This window comes from Streptomyces sp. ISL-87 (genome assembly GCF_018614095.1).
Lineage (GTDB): Bacteria > Actinomycetota > Actinomycetes > Streptomycetales > Streptomycetaceae > Streptomyces.
Map to the genome: position 1 here is coordinate 1 of NZ_JAGGOY010000003.1, position 17686 is coordinate 17686.

The window sequence follows — 17686 nt, forward strand, 5'->3', positions numbered from 1 at the left end:
CCCTTGGAATTGATCATCTAGTACGTCCCGGTCAGGTGGGCGAAGACGACCACGTTGCCCCGGTAGCCCGTGCGCGGGGAGAAGCCGCCGCCACAGGTGATCACCCGGAGCTCGGCGCGCGGCGAGGGCCCGTACACCCGGGAGTCGGGGAAGGCCTTGGCGTCGTATACCTCCACCGCGTGGACGGTGAACACGGCGGTACGTCCATCCGCGCGCGGCACCTCGATCGCGGCCCCGCGGCGCAGCGCCCCCAGGTGGTAGAAGACCGCCGGGCCGGTGGCGTGGTCGACGTGGCCGACGATGACGGCCGTGCCGGTGGCGCCGGGTGTGGTGCCGTCGCGGTACCAGCCCGCCAGGTCGCGGTTGGCGGGCGGCGGCACTTCGAGACTGCCGTCGCGCTCCAGGCCCAGACCGGTGAGCGGGGCGTCGACGCGGATGGAGGGGATCCGGATGCGGGTGGGCGGGGATCCGGTGAGCGGGGCGATGCTCCGGGCGTAGTCGGCGCGCGGGGCGAGGGCGTCGGCGGGGGAGGGCTGCGGCGGCCGGACCGGCTCGTTGGAGCCGCTGCCGACGAGCCAGATGCCGACGCACGCGGCGAGCGCGAGGAGCCCGCCGCGACCGGCGTAGCCGGAGGTGCCCATGCCTGCCCCCTGTGCTCTTTCCGTGCTCTCTCGGTATGAGTGGCCGTCGCCCGCCCCCGCGAACGGGGGGGACCTCGCGGGGCGGGCGACGGGGGGCGGTACCGGTCGGACCGCGGCCGAAGCCGCGGTGGGCGCCCGTCAGCTCAGCGTGCCGCTCGCCCGGCGACGCAGGAGCCAGGTACCGCCGACGGCGGCTGCGGCCAGCACGGCCACTCCCGCCGCGATCTTGGCGGGGTCGGTGGTGGTGGTCGTGCCACCGCCCACCCCGGTGTCCACGTGGCCCTGCGGGCCGCGCTCGGTGACGACCAGGTCGCCGGTGGCGAACTTGCCGTTCGCGCAGGTCGCGCCGATCTCGTAGGTGCCGGGGCGGGTGTCGCGGGCGACCTGGAACTGCCCCACGACCACCTCCTTGTGGGTGCCCGGCACCAGCTTGAAGCGACCCCCGCCGACCGTCGTGGCATCGCCCTCGGCGTGGCTGCTGTGGCCGCAGGCGCTGGTGTTCGCGGTGACGGTGGTGCCGGGGGCGGCCGACTTGGGCCACACCTCCAGCGTGGCGAAGTCGCCGGGCGCGAAACCGGGCATGCGGAGGTCGGCCGCGGCGACCGCTCCGGCAACCGGGCCGGCGAAGGCGGCGGCGGTCAGCGCGGTGGCGGTGAGCACGTGGGCGGTGCGTCGGCGCATGGGGGCTCCTGGGTGACGCGGGTCGTGTCTCGAGGTAAACCGCCGTGCACCGCGGGCGCCTGCTGAACCCCCGTCAGATCACTTCGCGACTGCCCGCCGACCCCGCATCCGCGCACGTCAGCGCCCCGGGGCGGCCATCCGTGTGCCCCCACCCCCGTCCGGGTGACCTGTCCCGGCGCGGCCGTGCGACAGCGGTGCGTACCGTGGTGGTGCGCGGCGAAGCCGGGACTCCCGGCCCGGCCTGCGGACTGCCGCGCCGTATCCGATGGAGGGCCCTGGGGGTCCCAGTAGTACCCGCCGAAAAAACAACGGAGTAGCCCCTGAGCTGCGGCAATCCTGGGGCTACGGGGTGTTTGCGGCCTGCTGGGGCAGGACTTTGCCCAGGTGGCGGTAGATGGTGGGGCGGGTGACGCCGAATTCGTCGGCGATCTGCTGGACGGTGTAGTCGCCGGAGTCGTACATCTCTCGGGCGAGCTTCACCTGGCGGGGGCCGAGTTTGGGTTTCTGGCCGCCGGTGCGGCCTCGGGCTCGGGCGGCTTCCAGGCCGTCCATGGTGCGCTCGGACATGAGGGCGTGCTCGAACTCGGCGATCGCGCCGAGAATCTGGAAGAACATCCTGCCGACGGCGGTGGAGGTGTCGATGCCCTGGTCCAGGACGACCAGGCCGACCCCGCGTTCCTGTAGTTCGCGGGAGAGCTCGATCAGGTTCTCCAGGGAGCGGCCGAGGCGGTCGAGTTTGGTCACGACGAGCTGATCGCCTTCGCGGGCGACGAGGAGGGCCTTGTCGAGCTCGGGGCGGCGGGCGAGCTTGCCGCTTGTCTTGTCAGTGAAGACTTTCTCGCAGCCGGCTGCGAGAAGGGCGTCCTGCTGGGCTTCGGGGGGCTGGTCCCTGGTCGATTTACATAGATCCGTACACGGGAAGCGTTACCTTCGCGACCTGCGGAAACGTCATGTCGATCTTCGTGTCTCACGAACGATCGTTTCCGGACGCTGAGGACGTGCGGCGCTGGCACTCGAGCGCGCCCTCGGCTCCGGTCAGCCTGGCTGGCCCACGCTTGGGATCCCTCTGGCTCGATCACGCCGGTGTGTTGATCACGCCCGTCTACGATCATCAAGATCGCGAAGGGGGAGTCATGAGACTGGCATGGCTGGCATGGTTGGCCGACCAATGGGGTGAGCTGGGGTACAGCAACGGCGTGCTGCGGGGCGCGGTCGGTACCGTCGCGATCCTGCTCACTGCGGCACTCGTCGCCCTCGCGCTGCGTCGCTCCCGTGTCGCCGCGCTGGCAGCCGCAGCGGTGGTCGCAGCCGCCGGGATCGGCTGGCTGTCAACCCATTGAGACATGGGGAGAAACAGAGCGCAGGCACGACTCTGGTGAGCATCGCCCACCATCCGCACAGGAACAGGAACAGGAATCGCATGACGGATGCTGCCGTAGTCGGTTCCGGCCCCAACGGGCTAGCCGCCGCGCTCACGTTGGCCCGCGCGGGACTGGTGGTCGAGGTTTTCGAGGCACACGAGTGCTTGGGGGGCGGACTGCGCACCGAGGCTCTGTTCGACTCGGAGGTGCTCCACGACATCTGCGCCGCGGTCCATCCAATGGCACCGGTCTCCCCCTTCATGAGGTCGCTCCCCCTGCGCGAGCACGGCGTCCGCATGATGCGTTCTCCCGCCGCCTACGCCCATCCCCTCAGGGGCGGGCAGGCCGCCATCGCGTGGAACGATCTCGACGCCACCTGCGCGGAATTGGGCCCGGACGGGGAGCGTTGGCGGAGCCTGATGCTGCCGCTGATGGAGTGCTCCGAGGACATTGTTCGGCTGATGCTCTCCACCCAGCGGACCGTCCCCCCGCTGCGTGCCCTCACGGCACTGGCCCCCCGGATGCCTGTGCACGCGTTGAGACTGGGCGGCGGACTGCGCACCGAGGCGGGCCGGGCGCTTTTGACTGGCGTGGCGGCGCACGGAATCGGCCGGTTGCCCTCGTCTGCGGCTGCTGCCGTCGCCCTGCTGCTGGGACACCTGGCCCACACGTCCGGCTGGCCCATACCGCGGGGTGGTTCGGGGGCCATGGCAGCTGTCATGGCCGCAGAGATCGAGAAGCTGGGCGGGCGGATCCACACCGGGGTGCGGATCGACAGCCTTCGCGAACTCCCCGCCGACCGGCGCATCACGATGCTCGACGTCTCGCCGCGCGAGCTCGCCCGCATCGCGCCACTGCCCGCCGGTTACCTCCGCCAGCTGTCCCGCTACCGCTACGGGCCCGGAGCGGCGAAGGCCGACTTCCTCGTCGACGGCGAGATCCCGTGGACCGACAGTCGGCTCTCCCAAGCCGCCACCATCCATCTGGCAGGTGGGCGCGGGACGGCGGCTGAGGTGGCTCAGGCTGAAGAGCTCACTGCCAGGGGGGTGCTCGCGGAGCGGCCGTACATCATCGTGGTCGACCCGGCCACCGCAGATCCCGCGCGGGCAGTTCGCGGCCGTCGGCCAGTGTGGGCCTATGCGCACGTGCCCAACGCCGACACGCGAAACCCCCTGGCCCTGATCCGGGCTTCGATCGAGGCACGCGCGCCAGGCTTCGGCGACACCGTGATCGCCGAACGCGGTATGTCGGCGGCCCAGCTGGGTGAGTACAACACGAACTACGTGGGCGGGGACATCGCTTCGGGCGCGATGAGCCTGTGGCAGACGCTTGTCCGCCCGGTCGCCCGCTGGAATCCGTACCGCACACCCGTTCCGGGGACCTGGCTCTGCTCCTCGGCCACGCCGCCGGGCCCTTCGGTGCACGGCATGTGCGGATACCACGCCGCCGCGTCGGCACTCAAAGAGCAAGGACTTCACGCGGAGCTGTAAGTCAAACTATTTTTTCATCCGCCAAATGGAGGGTCCCCGGATATTCGGAATACATACTTCCATCTCGCGCATGTCCGAAAAGGAAGGGCGGCGGCTTGAAGATCCTCTTGCTCGGCCCTGTTTCGGTTGATTGTATTTCCTTTATCAATGCACGGCGGGTCTCCTGCTGACCACAGAGGATTCGTCGTGCTCGGATTTCATTTGAAGGGGGAATCATCTTGAACGCGAAGAAGATAGCCACCGTGGCCGGTGTCGCCACTGCGGGCATCGCACTCTTTGTCGCCACCCAGGGCAGCGCCCAGGCCGCGCCGGCCCAGCCGGTCCAGCCGGTCGCGTCCGCCCCGCAGACGGAGGACTCCACCCAGGCCCTCGGATCCCTGCTGGGCAAGGCCGCCACGTCTGTCGGCAAGGCCGCAACCAAGGGCGCCAACAAGGCCGTGGCCGTCGGCAAGGGTATGGCCGTCGTGGCCAACAGCAACGCCGACAACATGATGTCGCACGGCCGGATCATCGGCTCGTCGCCCGCCGACCTGCCGGAGGGCGTCGACACCAACACCCTCTTCGACCGGTAACCAGCCGGTGACGCAGACGTACCGCACTACCAGGAGGGCGGCGCTTCTTGTCGGCGGCGCCCTCCTGGGCGTTCACATGACCATCGCCGCGTTGTCGCAGGCCCCCCTCAGTCCGGCGAAACTCGTCTACGGGGACACCGTAACGGAATATCTAGATCCGTATTTTTCCCAGAACTGGATGCTCTTTGCTCCCCGGCCCATGTCCGACAGTCGGGGAATCGTCGCCCGCGCCATCTGTCAGGACGGCTCGGTATCCGATTTTTACGATGTCTCTGCCGCAGCTTTGGAGAAGGTCCAGGATTCTCGCTTATTCCCCTCGCGAGATGTCCGGCTCGTTTCCAGCAACATTCAGAATCTCACGAGCAGCGAGGAAATCCTCAGGAGGCTGCGGCAGAAGCAGACCAACGACAAGAAGCCCATGCTGCCCCCGATGCCCTTCGAGAAGGCCACGGAAGTGGAGTCGGTGAAGTACCTGTCCCGCTATGCCTACGACCACATGCCGACCGCGTGCGGGGGCAAGTCGGTCAAGGTGCAGGTCCGCATGTATGTGCACGAGCTGCCGCCGTGGTCGAAGCGCCGCAACTCCTCCGCCGAGGGCCAGGTCCTGACCAAGGACTTCGACTGGATCGACACCAAGGACTTGCGATGAAGAACTTCGGCGCCCGGCTGGACGCCTGGTCGCTGCACCCAGTGGCCGTCACCGGTGTCTCGGGCACTCGGATGCTGCTTGGATTCGTCGGGCTCATGTACTACGTAAGCCAGTACCAGGAGCGGAACTATCTGTTCGGCCCCGACGGGCTGATGCTGCACGACGAGTTCAAGCAGCAGGTGTCGGGATTCAGCCTGTACACGCTCTCCGCCTCACCGGCATGGTTCCAGTTGCTCTTCCATGTCGGGGCCGCGGTGGCACTGGCCGTGACCCTCGGAGTCGGCGGCCGGCCGGGCCTTGCCCTGCACTGGGTCTTCCTGTGGTCGATCTATCAGCGGCAGCCCGGGCTCCTGGACGGCGGCGACAACCTCGCCTACGTCGTCATCCCCTTCCTACTGCTCACTCGCTGCTACGACCGATTCGCCCTGCCCACCGGAGTCGCGAAGCGGCTGTCGGAGTATCTGCCCGGGCATGTCCGGGCCGTGGCGGTCCCGTTCCACAACCTTGGCGCCCTCGGGATCGCCGCGCAGATCTGCCTGGTCTACGTCGTTTCCGGCCTCTACAAGGTCATGGGTGAGGAATGGCAGGACGGCACGGCCCTGTTCTACGTCATGAGGGTGCCGGAGTTCGAGCTGCCCGGCTGGTCGGAGCTCGTCTACGAGAGCGACCTCCTGGTGGTCCTTGGCACCTACGGGACGGTGGCCTTCCTGGTCTACTTCCCGATGGGCGTCCTGGTCCGGGCCCTGAGGCCGTGGGCGGCTGCCATGTCGATCGGCTTCCACCTGTCGATCGCCGTCCTCATGGGCCTCACCGGCTTCGCCCTGACTATGATCGCCTGCGACTTGGTCTTCCTCTCGGGCGCTCTCGACCGGCTCATCGCCTGGATCCGGAGTCGGCGCGACCGAACAGCAGACCCGGCGGTGCAGCCCGCGACGGGGGCGGCGGAGGAGACAGGGGAGAAGGGGGCCGTCCATGAGGCGGAACTGGTCTGACGGGGCAGAATGCGCGTGCTGACGGCCACCTGCCTGCTGGGCGGAGCGGGCATCACGGACCGGGTCACCCGTGGCCATGACGCGGACCGGTTCGTGCAACTCGGCTCCCTGAGCAAGGTGCTAACGGGAACCGTACTGACCCGGCTCGCGGATCAGGGAGTGGCCGACCTCGACGCCCCCCTCGAGGACTGCCTCACCGAGGTGCCCCGGGGCACCGGGATCACCCTGCGCCACCTCGCCGAGCACACGTCGGGACTGCCCCGCCTTCCGCCCGGCGACACCGGCCCCGCCGACGACCCGTACGCCGACTTCACCGACCACGCGCTCGAAGCACTGCTGCGCGACCTGGAACGGGTGAGGACCAAGCGGCCAGGCGCCGCGGAGGAGTACTCCAACCTCGGGTACGCCGTGCTCGGGCGGGCCCTGACCGAGGTGTCGGGACGTACGTACCAGCAGCTGGTGGACGAGTGCGTCCTGGCTCCACTGGATCTGGCGGCGGGCGCCGTCACGGCGAGCCCCCCGGCCGACCGGCGTCTGGTGGCGCGCACCCTCTTCGGCCGTCCCCGCGCCCCGTGGACCCTGACCGGGCCGATCCTGCCCTCCGGCGGCCTATGGGCCACCCCGCGGACCATGGCCACCATCCTGGTAGGCCTCCTGGTCGACCGCACGCTGGGGCCACCGGCGCCCACATGGCGCAGGGGCACCTCGTTGCTCTGGCACAACGGAGCCGTGCGCGGGACATCCGCCGTCGCCATGGCACACGACGACGGCCGCTGGCTCCTGCTCCACCGCCTGCACAGCAACGCCATACGCACCGACCGCATGGCGATCAAGGAGTTCGAGGCTTCGGGGTCCTTCAGGTCATAACCCGCGTGCGAGGCACGCGGGCGGCTCCTGCAGGACTACCGTCAGCGGATGCCGCTACGGCTTCCTCCACCTCGACGTCGTCATGAGCATCGAAACCAGCGCCGGACACCTTCACAAAGCCGTCATCCGCACCTACGTCATCCCCGCCGACTGCCAGGCCCCGCGTGGGTGCTCGCGCCCTCGGTTCCGGCACCGCCCAGCCGGGGCGGGGCCGGCGCCGGAGCTGGCTGCTGCTCTACAGCCCGGCTCCGGGATCGTCCGTGTCCACGGTCCGCAGCGGCCGGTGTCCCCGGTCGTCGAGCTGGGCGAGTTCGCGTTCGTAGTCGACGGTGATGGAACCGTAGTAGTTGACCACCGAGCTGCGGGCCGGGGACATGTGTGCCAGTACCTCGGTCCACCTCGCGGCCGGCGCTGCGCAGTTCGTCGACGGCCAGGCCCATGTACTCGGTGTGCCAGCAAACGACGCTGTTGGTCACGACGGTCAGGCACCACGCTTGCTCGTTCTGCTGCTCGGGCTGGCGCCGGGCGACCTTGCCCTCGCGGGCGTAGTGGAGCTGGCGGCGCAGGGCGTGCAGAGACTCGCCCTTGTTCAGCTGCCGGGCGATCTTCCGCCGGTATGACAGCGGTCGATCGGCCGGAAGAGCTGGCTTCGGAGCAACCGGCGCCGGAGGGACCGGTGCAGGAGGAACCCGCGCCGGAGGAATCGGTGCCAGGCGCGCCGGCCCCCGCCGGTCCGGTTCTCGCCGTCCTGACCACCGTCGACTCGCCGGAGGCGGCGCGGGAGCTCGCCCGGGACGCGGTGGAGACGCGGCTCGCGGCCTGCGCGCAGGTCTCCGGCCCGGTGACCTCCCTCTACCGCTGGAAGGACGCGGTGCGCACCGACCAGGAGTGGCAGGTCCTGCTCAAGACGACCGAGGCGGCCTACCCGGCCCTGGAGGCCCGGCTGATCGCCCGCCACCCGTACGACACCCCGGAGGTCATCGCCACCCCGGTGGTGCGGGGCAGTGCCGACTACCTCGCCTGGGTCGCGGCCGAGGTGGCCGAGATGGCGGCCGGATGAGCGCCGAGCTCCCCTTCTTCGTCTACGGGACCCTGCGCCCCGGGGAGGTCAACCACGACCTGTTCCTGCGCGGCCGCACCGCCGCCGAGGAGCCCGCCCGTCTCCCGGAGGCGGCGCTCTACGACGGCCCCGGCTACCCGTACGCCGTCCACCGCCCCGGATACGGCTCCGGCATAGTCGGCGAGCTGATCATCCCGCTGCCGGGGGCGTACGGGGAACTGCTGGCCGCGCTCGACCTGCTGGAGGCGTACGAGGGGCCGGGCCACCCGCGAAACGTCTACGACCGGACCGCCCGCCAGGCCCTGCGCCCGGACGGCACCCCGGTCCGCGCCTGGGTCTACCTGGCGGCCCCGCCCCTGGTCCGGCGCCTGGCCGAGTCCGGCACGGAGATACCCGGCGGCGACTGGCTCAAGCGGTAGGGCCGGCTGCCGGCGGGGCCGGCGGGGCCGGACGGCCGGGGGCCTCAGGTGGCTACAGGCCCTCGGCGCCGCGGTTGCGCAGCCGCTGCCCGTACTGCTGGAGCACCCACAGCTCCTCCTGGACCGCCGCCAGTTGCTCCGGCGGCGCCTGCGGGCCCAGCCGCGACAGCGTGCCCTGGATCTCCTGCACCCGGCGGTCGACCGCGCGCAGGCGGACCTGGACCAGCTGGACCCCGGCGTAGATCTCGTCCACCGTCTTCGCGTGGATGGCCTCGACCGCCAGCTCCGTCACCAGCGCCCGGACGGTGTCGTTCGGGGCGGCCTCACGGACCCGCGGCAGGTAGTCCTCGGTGCCGAGCGAGGCGCCGCCCGCGTCCAGGATGGCCTGGCGGACCGCCGCGTAGGGCGGGGCGGTGAACTCGTCCATCCCGTACGCGTCGAAGGCGGGGGAGACCAGCGCCGGGCGCTGGAGGGCCAGCTTGAGCAGCTCGCGCTCCGTGCGGTGGGCGGGGCTGCGCAGGTTCAGGGCGGGGCCGCCCGGGGCGGCGACGGGCGCCGGGGCCTGGGCCGCGTCGTAGGAGCGGGACCTGCCCTGCTGCTGGGGCTGGCCGCCCCGCTCGCGCGCCCAGCGCGCCAGCTGCGCGACGCGCTTGACCACGAACTGCTCGTCGCGGATGCCCAGCATGCCCGCCAGCTGGACCGCCGACTCGTGCTGGATCGCGATGTTCTTGATGTGGGCGACGACCGGGGCCGCCTCGTCCAGCGCGGCCGCCCGACCCGCCGGGTTCTCCAGGTTGTGCCGGGCCACGATGTGCCGCAGCGCGAACTCGAACAGCGGGGTGCGGGAATCCACCAGACCGGACACGGCCGCGTCCCCCTGCGCGAGGCGCAGGTCGCAGGGGTCCATGCCGCCCGGGGTGATCGCGATCGAGGTCTCCGCGGCGAACTTCTGGTCGTCCTCGAAGGCCCGCAGCGCCGCCTTCTGCCCGGCCGCGTCACCGTCGAAGGTGAAGATCACTTCGGCCGTCGCGTTGTCCATGAGCAGTCGGCGCAGGATCTTGATGTGGTCGCCGCCGAAGGCGGTTCCGCAGGTCGCGATCGCCGTCGTGACACCGGCCATGTGGCAGGCCATCACGTCGGTGTACCCCTCGACCACCACGGCCCGCGAGGTCTTCGCGATCTCCTTCTTCGCCAGGTCGATGCCGTACAGCACCTGGGACTTCTTGTAGATCGCCGTCTCGGGCGTGTTCAGGTACTTCGGGCCGTTGTCGTCCTCGCGCAGCTTGCGCGCGCCGAAGCCGACGACCTCGCCGCTGATGTCGCGGATCGGCCACATCAGCCGCCCGCGGAAGCGGTCGATGGGCTTGCCGCTGCGGCTGTCCTGGGCCAGGCCCGAGGTGATCAGCTCCTTGTCGCTGAACCCCTTGCCGCGCAGGAAGCGGGTCAGGTGGTCCCAGCCGGCCGGGCTGTATCCCACGCTGAAGTGCGCGGCCGCGGCCTGGTCGAAGCCGCGCTCCGCCAGGAACTTCCGGCCGATCTCCGCCTCGGCGCCGCCCAGCTGGTCGACGTAGAACTGGGCGGCGGCCTTGTGCGCCTCGACCAGCCGGATGCGCTCACCGCGGCCGCTGGTGCCGGCGGTGTAGCCGCCCTCCTCGTACCGCAGGGTGATGCCCGCCTGTCCGGCGAGACGCTCGACCGCCTCCGAGAACGACAGGTGGTCGATCTTCATGATGAAGTCGAGGGTGTCCCCGCCCGCCTGGCAGCCGAAGCAGTGGTAGAGGCCCTTGCTGGGGCTGACCTGGAAGGACGGGGACTTCTCGTCGTGGAAGGGGCAGAGGCCCTTGAGGTTGCCGCCGCCGGCGTTGCGCAGCTGGAGGTAGTCGGAGACCACGGCGTCGATCGGGACCGCGTCCCGTACCGCCTTCACGTCGTCGTCGTTGATCCGTCCTGCCACCCGTGAAGTCTACGGCCGGGCGGAGGCAAACCCGTCAGGCCCCCTCCGCTCCCACCAGGGAAGCAAGCGGAACTGACGGGTCCGCCAGCGCCTCGCGGTTGACCGGGGCCTTCGACCGGATCAGGGCCTGGATGTGCTCGGTGACATCCCACACATTCACGTTCATCCCGGCCAGCACCCGCCCCTGCGACAGCCAGAACGCGATGAACTCCCGCTTGGCCGCGTCGCCGCGGATCAGCACCTGGTCGTAGCCGCCCACCGGTGCGTACCCCGAGTACTCCAGGCCCACGTCGTACTGGTCCGAGAAGAAGTACGGGACGCGGTCGTACGAGACCTCCTGCCCCAGCATCGACCGCGCCGCGGCCGGTCCGCCGTTGAGCGCGTTCGCCCAGTGCTCCACCCGCAGCCGGGCCCCGAGAACCGGGTGGTGGGCGGCCGCCACGTCCCCGACCGCGAAGATGTCCGGATCGGAGGTGCGCAGCGACGCGTCCACGGCGATCCCGCCGCCGTGCTCCCGGTCCACCAGGGCGAGCCCCGACGTCTCGGCGAGTGCGGTCCGCGGCGCGGCCCCGATCGCCGCGAGCACCGCGTGCGCCGGGTGCTCCTCCCCGTCGTCCGTACGGGCGGCCAGCACCATGCCGTCCTGGCCGACGATCTCCGTCAGCCGCGCGCCGAAGTGGAAGCGGACGCCGTGCTCGGCGTGCAGGTCCGCGAAGAGCCGGCCGATCTCCGGGCCGAGCACCGCGTGCAGCGGGGTCGCCAACGGCTCGACCACGGTGACCTCGGCTCCGTACCCGCGGGCCGCGGCGGCGACCTCCAGGCCGATCCAGCCCGCGCCCGCGATCAGCAGGTGGCCGTTGTCGCGCCCGAGGGTGGCCAGGACACCCCGCAGCCGCTCGGCGTGCGCGAGCCGGCGCAGGTGGTACACCCCGGCCAGGCCCGTGCCCGGGATGTCCAGGCGCCGCGGCTCGGCGCCGGTGGCCAGCAGCAGCTTGTCGTAGTGCAGCGCCGCACCGTCGCCGAGGACCACCCTCTTCCCCTCCCGGTCCAGCTGGACGGCGGGCTGGCCGAGGTGGAGCTCGATGTCGGAGCGCGCGTACCAGGACGGCTCGTGGACGAAGACGCTCTCGCGCTCCTCCTTGCCCGCCAGGTACCCCTTGGACAGCGGCGGCCGCTCATAGGGATGGTCGCGCTCGTCGCCGATCAGGATCACCCGCCCGGTGAACCCCTCGGACCTCAGCGTTTCGGCCGCCTTTGCCCCGGCAAGCCCCGCGCCGACGATGACGAATGTCCGGTGTGCGTCGACCACCTGATGCCTCCTCATAACCTCTTCGCCACATGCGACCACATGCGAGCGTCCCGCACTGAGCCTGCCGCGTGAAGGGGGAGTGGCCCGATCAGCTCACCCTTCGGCGCGCCGGGTGCGGCGGGTGAGGCGGTCGTGCAGGGAGCGCGCGGAGGCGTCCGTGAGGGCCGCGATCTGGTCGATGACCGCGCGTTTACGGGCCTTGTCGTCCGGGGCGGCATCGAAGATCGCCCGGTACTGCGGGTCCAGTCCCTCGGGTGCGCGTGCGCTGAGCGCCTCGGCGAGTTCGGCCAGGACGATGCGCTGATCGGCGCGGAGCCGCTCCTGCTCGTCGCGCTGCATCACATACAGGTCGGCGACCGCCTTGAGGACCGCGCACTCGTTGCGCGCCGCGCGCGGGACCACCAGCTCGGCGGCGTACCGGGTGAGCCGGCCGGAGCCGTACGCCTCCCTCGTCGCCCCCTCGGCGGCCAGGCAGAAACGGCCGATCAGCTGGCTGGTGGCGTCCTTCAGCCGGGCCTGGGCGACGGCCGAACCGTCGTACCCGTGCGGCCACCACTCCTGCTCCAGCAAACGGTCCAGGGCCTCGCGCAGTTCCTCCGGCTCGGTGTCCGCCGGGACGTACCGGCCGATCGCGACCCGCCAGATCGCGGTGCGCTCGGGCTCGGCGAACAGCAGGTTGGGGTCGAGATGCCCGGCGTGCAGACCGTCCTCGAAGTCGTGGACGGAGTACGCGACATCGTCCGCCCAGTCCATGACCTGGGCCTCGAAGCACTTGCGGTCGGCGGGCGCGCCCCGGCGCAGCCACTCGAAGACGGGCAGGTCGTCGTCGTACGCGCCGAACTTCACCGAGCCGGGATCGGTGGGGTGGCCGCCCCGGGCCCATGGGTACTTGGTGGCCGCGTCCAGGCAGGCCCGGGTCAGGTTGAGGCCGACGCTGACGAGCTCGCCGGTCTTCGGATCGGGCACGAACCGCTTGGGCTCCAGCCGGGTCAGCAGGCGCAGCGACTGGGCGTTGCCCTCGAAGCCCCCGCAGTCCTTGGCGAATTCGTTCAGCGCCTCCTCGCCGTTGTGCCCGAAGGGCGGGTGGCCCATGTCGTGCGACAGGCACGCGGCCTCGACCAGGTCGGGGTCGCAGCCGAGGGCGGCGCCGAGCTCGCGGCCGACCTGGGCGCACTCCAGGGAGTGCGTGAGACGCGTACGGGGACTCGCGTCCCAGTCGTAGGAGCGGGTCCCGGGGGTGACGACCTGGGTCTTGCCGGCCAGGCGGCGCAGCGCCCCCGAATGCAGTACGCGGGCGCGGTCGCGCTGGAAGGCGGTGCGGCCGGGGCGTTTGTCGGGCTCGGTGGCCCAGCGCTCGGTGTCGGCCGGGCCGTATGGGTCGCCGGGCTGGTCGGTGCGGACGGGTGCGGTGGTGCCTTCCAAGCCTTCCATGCTCCGACGTTAACCGCAGCCGCCGACAATCCGAGTAATCAGAGCGATCCGAACCACCACGGTCCTCATGCGCCGGCCGGCACCGGCTGCCCGGCCCGCTGCCCCGCAGGCCGACAAGACGGTACGAGGGCTTCGCGCGCGGCGGCGGCCGCGTGGTCGTAGCGAAGCAGAACCAGCCAGGCGAGCCCCGGGTGAGCCCCCAGCGGCGCGGCGGCGGGACCGGGCGCGGCGGCGGCGCACTGGGCCGCGAACCGCCCCGGAGCGGTGAAGTACGAGGCGACCGCGACCCGGTGGTGCCCCCGCGCGGCCAGCGCCCGAACGGCGTCGGGCACGGTCGGCGCGGTGGCGGACGCGTAGGCGGGCACGACGGGCACCCCGCCGAGCCGTTCCGACAGCAACTCCGCGCTGCGCCGGGTGTCGGCGGCGGAATCCGGGTCGCGGGATCCGGCCGCGGCCAGCACGACAGCCGTACCGGGGGCCCAGCCGGCCTCCACCAGCCGGTCGTACAGGGCCTCGACGAGCAGCGGATGCGGGCCCAGCGGGGCGGCGACCCGGATGCGCAGATGGGCGGCCCGGGCGGCGCTCGCGGGCAGATCCCGCTTGACGTGGTGCCCGCGCCCGAGCAGCAGCGGAACCAGCACCGCCGCCCCGGACACCTCCTGGAGGGTGTCGCCGAGCAGCGGCCGGTTCAGCTCGATGTGCCCGAGCCGGACGTCGAGGACGGGGCGGAGCTCGCGGACCCGGTCGAGCAGGGCCCGGACGGTGTGCAGGGCGCGCGGGTCACGGCTTCCGTGGGCCACGGCGACGAGGGTGGGCTGCATGCGTGGACTCCGTGCTGCCGGGCCCCCGGCGGGCGGAGGCCGCTGAGCTGAGAGCCGAGCTGGGCGGTGATCCGGCCCAGCAGCTCCGCGGTCGTGGCCGGGGGAAGAGGGTGGGACAGGGACTCGGGAGGGTGCACCAGCTCCGTCATGAACCGATCCTGCGGGCCCGAGGTTGCCGGGGCGTTGCGCCGGGGTGACGGGTGTTTTCCACCTGCTCACAGGGGGCCGGTGGCGGGGGTGCGGCCGACGCGCGCGAGGGGCGGCGAAACCGCGGGGGCCGTACACGCGTCCGTTGTCAGCAGAACCAACCGAGGGGGAACCAATGCGCGCAGCGGTACGAGGCCGGCTAGGAGCGGTGCGGGACCGGCTGAAGACCGTACGGGCCTGGCTGAAGACCGTACGGGCCCGGCTGAAGACCGTACGGGCCCGGCGGCGGGCGGTGCGGGCGGTGATGGCGGGGTGCGTGCTGGCGCTGCTGCCGTCGGCGTGGACGCACGCGGCGGCCGCGGACCGGCTGCGGACCACGGCCGAGGCCCCGGCCGCCGAGGTGGCCGTGGTGTTCGGGGCGGGCCTGTGGAACGGCCGGCCCACCCCGTACCTGGCCAACCGGCTCGACGCGGCCGCCGAGCTGTACCGCACGGGCAAGGTCAAGGTCGTGCTCGTCACCGGGGACAACAGCCGTACCGAGTACGACGAGCCCGACGCGATGCGGACGTACCTGACCGCCCACGGGGTGCCCGGGAAGCAGATCGTCAGCGACTTCGCCGGCTTCGACACCTGGGACTCCTGTGTCCGCGCCCGGGAGATCTTCGGCGTGCACCGGGCGGTCCTGATCAGCCAGGGGTTCCACATCCACCGGGCCGTGGCCCTGTGTCAGGCGGCGGGCGTGGAGTCGTACGGCGTCGGGGTGGACGACGCACACGACGCGACCTGGTACTACGGCGGCGCCCGCGAGGTGTTCGCGGCCGGCAAGGCGGCGCTGGACGCTGCGCTCAAGCCCGAACCGCGGTTCATGGGACCGAAGGAGGAAGGGGTGTCGCGGGCCCTGGCCGCTCTGGCAGACTGACGCGGCTGTCGCCCTATGCCGATTAGTCATATACCGGTCTGTCGTCCGTCTGTCAGGGGTGTGGAAACCGTGGCTGTTGTGGAGATCGCCGCCGCCGTCGCCTTCCTGCTCTCCGACGCCGCCGGCTACATGACGGGCGCCGAACTGGCGGTTGACGGCGGCTGGACGGCCGGGCCGACCGTCCAGCACCTCACCGGGCAGGAGGGGCCACGCTGAGGTACCCGTACGGGAGGCGTAACCGGGGGCGGCGGCCGGTGTAACACCGCCGTCGCACGGTGGACCGCATGCACACTCCGGAAACCGCCACCGCCACGCACTGCCCGTACTGCGCGCTGCAGTGCGGCATGAACCTCCGTGCCGAACCGGGCGGCGGGGCCTCGGTGGAGGAGCGGGCGGACTTCCCCGTGAACCTGGGTGCGCTGTGCGGCAAGGGACGCACCGCGCCCGCCGTGCTCTCCTCCCGGGTGCGCCTGACCCAGCCGCTCATCCGCACCCATGCCGGGCAGCTGGAGCCGGCCACCTGGGAGGAGGCCCTCGACGCCGTCGCCGAGGGCCTCGCCCGTACCGGCCGCACGTACGGGCCCGACGCCGTCGGGGTGTTCGGCGGCGGCGGGCTCACCAACGAGAAGGCGTACGCCCTGGGCAAATTCGCCCGCGTCGCCCTGCGGACCTCGCAGATCGACTACAACGGCCGTTTCTGCATGTCCTCGGCGGCCGCCGCCCACCAACGGGCCTTCGGGCTCGACCGGGGCCTGCCCTTCCCGCTGGAGGACATCCCGCGCACCGGGTGCGTGATCCTCGTCGGATCCAACCCGGCCGAGACCATGCCGCCCGCCCTGCGGTTCTTCCGGGAACTCAAGGAAAACGGCGGCACGCTGATCGTGGTGGACCCGCGCCGCACGCGGACCGCCGAGCAGGCCGACCTGCATCTGGCCCCGCGCCCCGGCACGGACCTCGCCCTGGCCCTGGGGCTGCTGCACCTGGTGGTCGCCGAGGGGCGTACGGACGAGGAGTTCATCGCCGCGCGGACCACCGGCTGGGAGGAGGCCCGCGCCGCGGCGATGGCGCACTGGCCGGAGCTGGTCGAGCGGATCACCGGGGTGCCGGTGCCGCGGCTGCGCGAGGCCGTCCGGATGTTCTGCGAGCCCGAGAGCGCCATGGTGCTGACCGCCCGCGGCCCGGAACAGCAGTCCAAGGGCACCGACACCGTCAGCGCCTGGATCAACCTCTGCCTGGCCACCGGGCGGGCCGGCCGGCCGCTGTCCGGCTACGGCTGCCTCACCGGGCAGGGCAACGGCCAGGGCGGCCGCGAACACGGCCAGAAGGCCGACCAGCTCCCCGGCTACCGCAAGCTCACCGACCCGGCGGCGCGGGCACACGTAGCCGGGGTCTGGGGCGTGGACCCCGCCACCCTTCCCGGCCCGGGCCGCAGCGCGTACGAACTCCTCGACGCACTCGGCTCCGATGTGAAGGCCCTGCTCCTGATGGGCTCCAACCCGGTGGTGTCCGCACCCCGCGCCGCCCACATCGAGGACCGCATCCGCTCGCTGGACTTCCTCGCGGTGGCTGACGTCGTCCTCTCCGAGACCGCCGCCCTCGCCGACGTGGTCCTCCCCGTCACCCAGTGGGCGGAGGAGACCGGCACCACCACCAACCTGGAGGGCCGCGTCCTGCTCCGGCGCCGGGCCCTGACCCCGCCGCCGGGAGTCCGCACCGACCTGGAGGTGCTGCACGGCCTCGCGGACCGCCTGGGCGTCGAAAAGGGCTTCCCCACCGCCCCCGAGGAGGTCTTCGACGAGCTCCGCCGCGCCTCGGCCGGCGGCCCGGCGGACTACTCGGGCATCTCCTACGCCCGCATCGAAGCGGAACAGGGTGTCTTCTGGCCCTGCCCGGAGGACTCCCACGCGGGCACCCCGCGCCTGTTCCTGGACCGCTTCGCAACCGACGACGGCCGGGCCCGCTTCGTCCCCGTCTCCCACCGCGACGCCGCCGAGATCCCCGACGAGCGGTACCCCCTCCTGCTGACCACCGGCCGGGTGGTCGCCCAGTACCAGTCCGGCGCCCAGACCCGCCGGGTGGACGAGCTGAACGCGGCCGCCCCAGGCCCCTTCGTGGAACTCCACCCCCGCCTCGCGGCCCGCATCGGCGCCGTCGAGGGCACCCCGCTGGCGGTCGTCTCCCGCCGCGGCCGCGCGGTGGCCCCGGCCCGCATCACGGACACGATCCGCGCGGACACGGTGTTCATGCCGTTCCACTGGCCCGGCGAGGGCCGCGCCAACACCCTGACCAACCCGGCCCTCGACCCCGTCTCCCGCATGCCGGAGTTCAAAGTCTGCGCGGTCCGCGTCGAGCCGGCCTAGGAGTCTGATGAAG

The 17686-nt window shown here is 71.7% G+C and carries 18 protein-coding genes and 3 pseudogenes; 11 read left to right on the forward strand and 10 right to left on the reverse strand.

Annotation, left to right across the window (positions count from 1 at the left end; translation table 11 throughout):
- Nucleotides 1-17: 17 nt before the first annotated feature.
- From J7I97_RS00675 to J7I97_RS37985, 4 genes and pseudogenes are all read right to left on the reverse strand, one after another.
- Entirely contained in the window at nucleotides 18-641 is a 624-nt protein-coding gene (locus J7I97_RS00675) for a class F sortase (protein WP_214930339.1), read from the reverse strand.
- Between the two features lie 138 nt (nucleotides 642-779).
- Nucleotides 780-1322, reverse strand: coding sequence for a hypothetical protein (locus tag J7I97_RS00680; RefSeq protein WP_251050552.1), 543 nt, complete (start codon nucleotides 1320-1322; stop codon nucleotides 780-782).
- Between the two features lie 342 nt (nucleotides 1323-1664).
- Complete coding sequence (locus J7I97_RS39425) at nucleotides 1665-1874, reverse strand: helix-turn-helix domain-containing protein (protein ID WP_285441205.1); 210 nt, start codon at nucleotides 1872-1874, stop codon at nucleotides 1665-1667.
- Nucleotides 1851-2207: pseudogene (locus tag J7I97_RS37985) on the reverse strand (recombinase family protein); the annotation flags it as partial. The pseudogene J7I97_RS37985 and the gene J7I97_RS39425, both read right to left, overlap by 24 nt.
- A gap of 65 nt (nucleotides 2208-2272) precedes the next feature.
- Here J7I97_RS37985 and J7I97_RS37990 point away from each other — a divergent pair.
- From J7I97_RS37990 to J7I97_RS00715, 6 genes are all read left to right on the forward strand, one after another.
- Entirely contained in the window at nucleotides 2273-2662 is a 390-nt protein-coding gene (locus tag J7I97_RS37990) for a hypothetical protein (protein WP_251050553.1), read from the forward strand.
- Between the two features lie 80 nt (nucleotides 2663-2742).
- Nucleotides 2743-4173 (forward strand): NAD(P)/FAD-dependent oxidoreductase, encoded by a 1431-nt coding sequence (locus J7I97_RS00695; RefSeq protein WP_214930340.1) that lies wholly within the window; start codon nucleotides 2743-2745, stop codon nucleotides 4171-4173.
- A gap of 218 nt (nucleotides 4174-4391) precedes the next feature.
- Nucleotides 4392-4745 (forward strand): hypothetical protein, encoded by a 354-nt coding sequence (locus tag J7I97_RS00700; protein WP_214930341.1) that lies wholly within the window; start codon nucleotides 4392-4394, stop codon nucleotides 4743-4745.
- Nucleotides 4746-4821: 76 nt separating this feature from the next.
- Complete coding sequence (locus J7I97_RS00705) at nucleotides 4822-5394, forward strand: DUF5819 family protein (RefSeq protein ID WP_214930342.1); 573 nt, start codon at nucleotides 4822-4824, stop codon at nucleotides 5392-5394.
- Nucleotides 5391-6386 (forward strand): HTTM domain-containing protein, encoded by a 996-nt coding sequence (locus J7I97_RS00710; protein ID WP_214930343.1) that lies wholly within the window; start codon nucleotides 5391-5393, stop codon nucleotides 6384-6386. The genes J7I97_RS00705 and J7I97_RS00710 overlap by 4 nt, the downstream gene beginning before the upstream one ends.
- Nucleotides 6387-6395: 9 nt before the next feature.
- Nucleotides 6396-7253, forward strand: a complete 858-nt coding sequence (locus tag J7I97_RS00715; protein WP_251058356.1) for a serine hydrolase — start codon at nucleotides 6396-6398, stop codon at nucleotides 7251-7253.
- Nucleotides 7254-7488: 235 nt separating this feature from the next.
- On the opposite strand, the gene J7I97_RS37995 is transcribed toward J7I97_RS00715, so the two are convergent.
- Together J7I97_RS37995 and J7I97_RS40130 are read right to left on the reverse strand one after the other, a co-directional pair.
- Nucleotides 7489-7629 (reverse strand): hypothetical protein, encoded by a 141-nt coding sequence (locus tag J7I97_RS37995; RefSeq protein ID WP_251050558.1) that lies wholly within the window; start codon nucleotides 7627-7629, stop codon nucleotides 7489-7491.
- 25 nt (nucleotides 7630-7654) lie between these two features.
- Nucleotides 7655-7966: pseudogene (locus J7I97_RS40130) on the reverse strand (Tn3 family transposase); the annotation flags it as partial.
- Between J7I97_RS40130 and cutA the strand changes: the two are divergent.
- Both cutA and J7I97_RS00730 read left to right on the forward strand, forming a co-directional pair.
- On the forward strand, nucleotides 7960-8313 hold the full coding sequence (gene cutA / locus J7I97_RS00725; protein ID WP_308369441.1) for a divalent-cation tolerance protein CutA: 354 nt from the start codon (nucleotides 7960-7962) through the stop codon (nucleotides 8311-8313). The pseudogene J7I97_RS40130 and the gene cutA overlap by 7 nt on opposite strands.
- Complete coding sequence (locus J7I97_RS00730; protein WP_214930346.1) at nucleotides 8310-8732, forward strand: gamma-glutamylcyclotransferase family protein; 423 nt, start codon at nucleotides 8310-8312, stop codon at nucleotides 8730-8732. Before cutA ends, J7I97_RS00730 begins: the two co-directional genes overlap by 4 nt.
- 52 nt (nucleotides 8733-8784) lie before the next feature.
- Here the strand turns inward: J7I97_RS00730 and dnaG are convergent, their stop codons facing one another.
- The 4 genes from dnaG to J7I97_RS00750 form a co-directional block, all read right to left on the reverse strand.
- A complete protein-coding gene (gene dnaG / locus J7I97_RS00735) occupies nucleotides 8785-10686 on the reverse strand; it encodes a DNA primase (protein ID WP_214930347.1) in 1902 nt (633 codons plus the stop codon).
- Nucleotides 10687-10720: 34 nt separating this feature from the next.
- Nucleotides 10721-11995, reverse strand: a complete 1275-nt coding sequence (locus J7I97_RS00740) for an FAD-dependent oxidoreductase (RefSeq protein WP_214930348.1) — start codon at nucleotides 11993-11995, stop codon at nucleotides 10721-10723.
- A 93-nt stretch (nucleotides 11996-12088) separates the two neighbouring features.
- Nucleotides 12089-13426, reverse strand: a complete 1338-nt coding sequence (locus J7I97_RS00745; RefSeq protein WP_214930349.1) for a deoxyguanosinetriphosphate triphosphohydrolase — start codon at nucleotides 13424-13426, stop codon at nucleotides 12089-12091.
- A 65-nt stretch (nucleotides 13427-13491) separates the two neighbouring features.
- On the reverse strand, nucleotides 13492-14247 hold the full coding sequence (locus J7I97_RS00750; protein WP_214930350.1) for a sirohydrochlorin chelatase: 756 nt from the start codon (nucleotides 14245-14247) through the stop codon (nucleotides 13492-13494).
- A gap of 322 nt (nucleotides 14248-14569) precedes the next feature.
- Here J7I97_RS00750 and J7I97_RS00755 point away from each other — a divergent pair, with 322 nt between their 5' ends.
- The 3 genes and pseudogenes from J7I97_RS00755 (at nucleotide 14570) to J7I97_RS00765 (ending at nucleotide 17673) form a co-directional block, all read left to right on the forward strand.
- Entirely contained in the window at nucleotides 14570-15313 is a 744-nt protein-coding gene (locus tag J7I97_RS00755) for an ElyC/SanA/YdcF family protein (RefSeq protein ID WP_214930351.1), read from the forward strand.
- An 81-nt stretch (nucleotides 15314-15394) separates the two neighbouring features.
- Nucleotides 15395-15529 (forward strand): annotated as a pseudogene (locus tag J7I97_RS00760) (SDR family oxidoreductase); the annotation flags it as partial.
- A 68-nt stretch (nucleotides 15530-15597) separates the two neighbouring features.
- Nucleotides 15598-17673 (forward strand): molybdopterin oxidoreductase family protein, encoded by a 2076-nt coding sequence (locus J7I97_RS00765; protein WP_214930352.1) that lies wholly within the window; start codon nucleotides 15598-15600, stop codon nucleotides 17671-17673.
- Nucleotides 17674-17686 lie beyond the last annotated feature (13 nt).

What these genes read in the sequence shown, in the direction of transcription:
- J7I97_RS00675 (WP_214930339.1), bottom strand. Translation starts at nt 641, where the DNA reads ATGGGCACCTCCGGCTACGCCGGTCGCGGCGGGCTCCTCGCGCTCGCC.
- J7I97_RS00680 (WP_251050552.1), bottom strand. Translation starts at nt 1,322, where the DNA reads ATGCGCCGACGCACCGCCCACGTGCTCACCGCCACCGCGCTGACCGCC.
- J7I97_RS39425 (WP_285441205.1), bottom strand. Translation starts at nt 1,874, where the DNA reads ATGGACGGCCTGGAAGCCGCCCGAGCCCGAGGCCGCACCGGCGGCCAG.
- J7I97_RS37990 (WP_251050553.1), top strand. Translation starts at nt 2,273, where the DNA reads ATGTCGATCTTCGTGTCTCACGAACGATCGTTTCCGGACGCTGAGGAC.
- J7I97_RS00695 (WP_214930340.1), top strand. Translation starts at nt 2,743, where the DNA reads ATGACGGATGCTGCCGTAGTCGGTTCCGGCCCCAACGGGCTAGCCGCC.
- J7I97_RS00705 (WP_214930342.1), top strand. Translation starts at nt 4,822, where the DNA reads ATGACCATCGCCGCGTTGTCGCAGGCCCCCCTCAGTCCGGCGAAACTC.
- J7I97_RS00710 (WP_214930343.1), top strand. Translation starts at nt 5,391, where the DNA reads ATGAAGAACTTCGGCGCCCGGCTGGACGCCTGGTCGCTGCACCCAGTG.
- J7I97_RS00715 (WP_251058356.1), top strand. Translation starts at nt 6,396, where the DNA reads ATGCGCGTGCTGACGGCCACCTGCCTGCTGGGCGGAGCGGGCATCACG.
- J7I97_RS37995 (WP_251050558.1), bottom strand. Translation starts at nt 7,629, where the DNA reads ATGTCCCCGGCCCGCAGCTCGGTGGTCAACTACTACGGTTCCATCACC.
- J7I97_RS00730 (WP_214930346.1), top strand. Translation starts at nt 8,310, where the DNA reads ATGAGCGCCGAGCTCCCCTTCTTCGTCTACGGGACCCTGCGCCCCGGG.
- J7I97_RS00745 (WP_214930349.1), bottom strand. Translation starts at nt 13,426, where the DNA reads ATGGAAGGCTTGGAAGGCACCACCGCACCCGTCCGCACCGACCAGCCC.
- J7I97_RS00750 (WP_214930350.1), bottom strand. Translation starts at nt 14,247, where the DNA reads ATGCAGCCCACCCTCGTCGCCGTGGCCCACGGAAGCCGTGACCCGCGC.
- J7I97_RS00755 (WP_214930351.1), top strand. Translation starts at nt 14,570, where the DNA reads ATGCGCGCAGCGGTACGAGGCCGGCTAGGAGCGGTGCGGGACCGGCTG.
- J7I97_RS00765 (WP_214930352.1), top strand. Translation starts at nt 15,598, where the DNA reads ATGCACACTCCGGAAACCGCCACCGCCACGCACTGCCCGTACTGCGCG.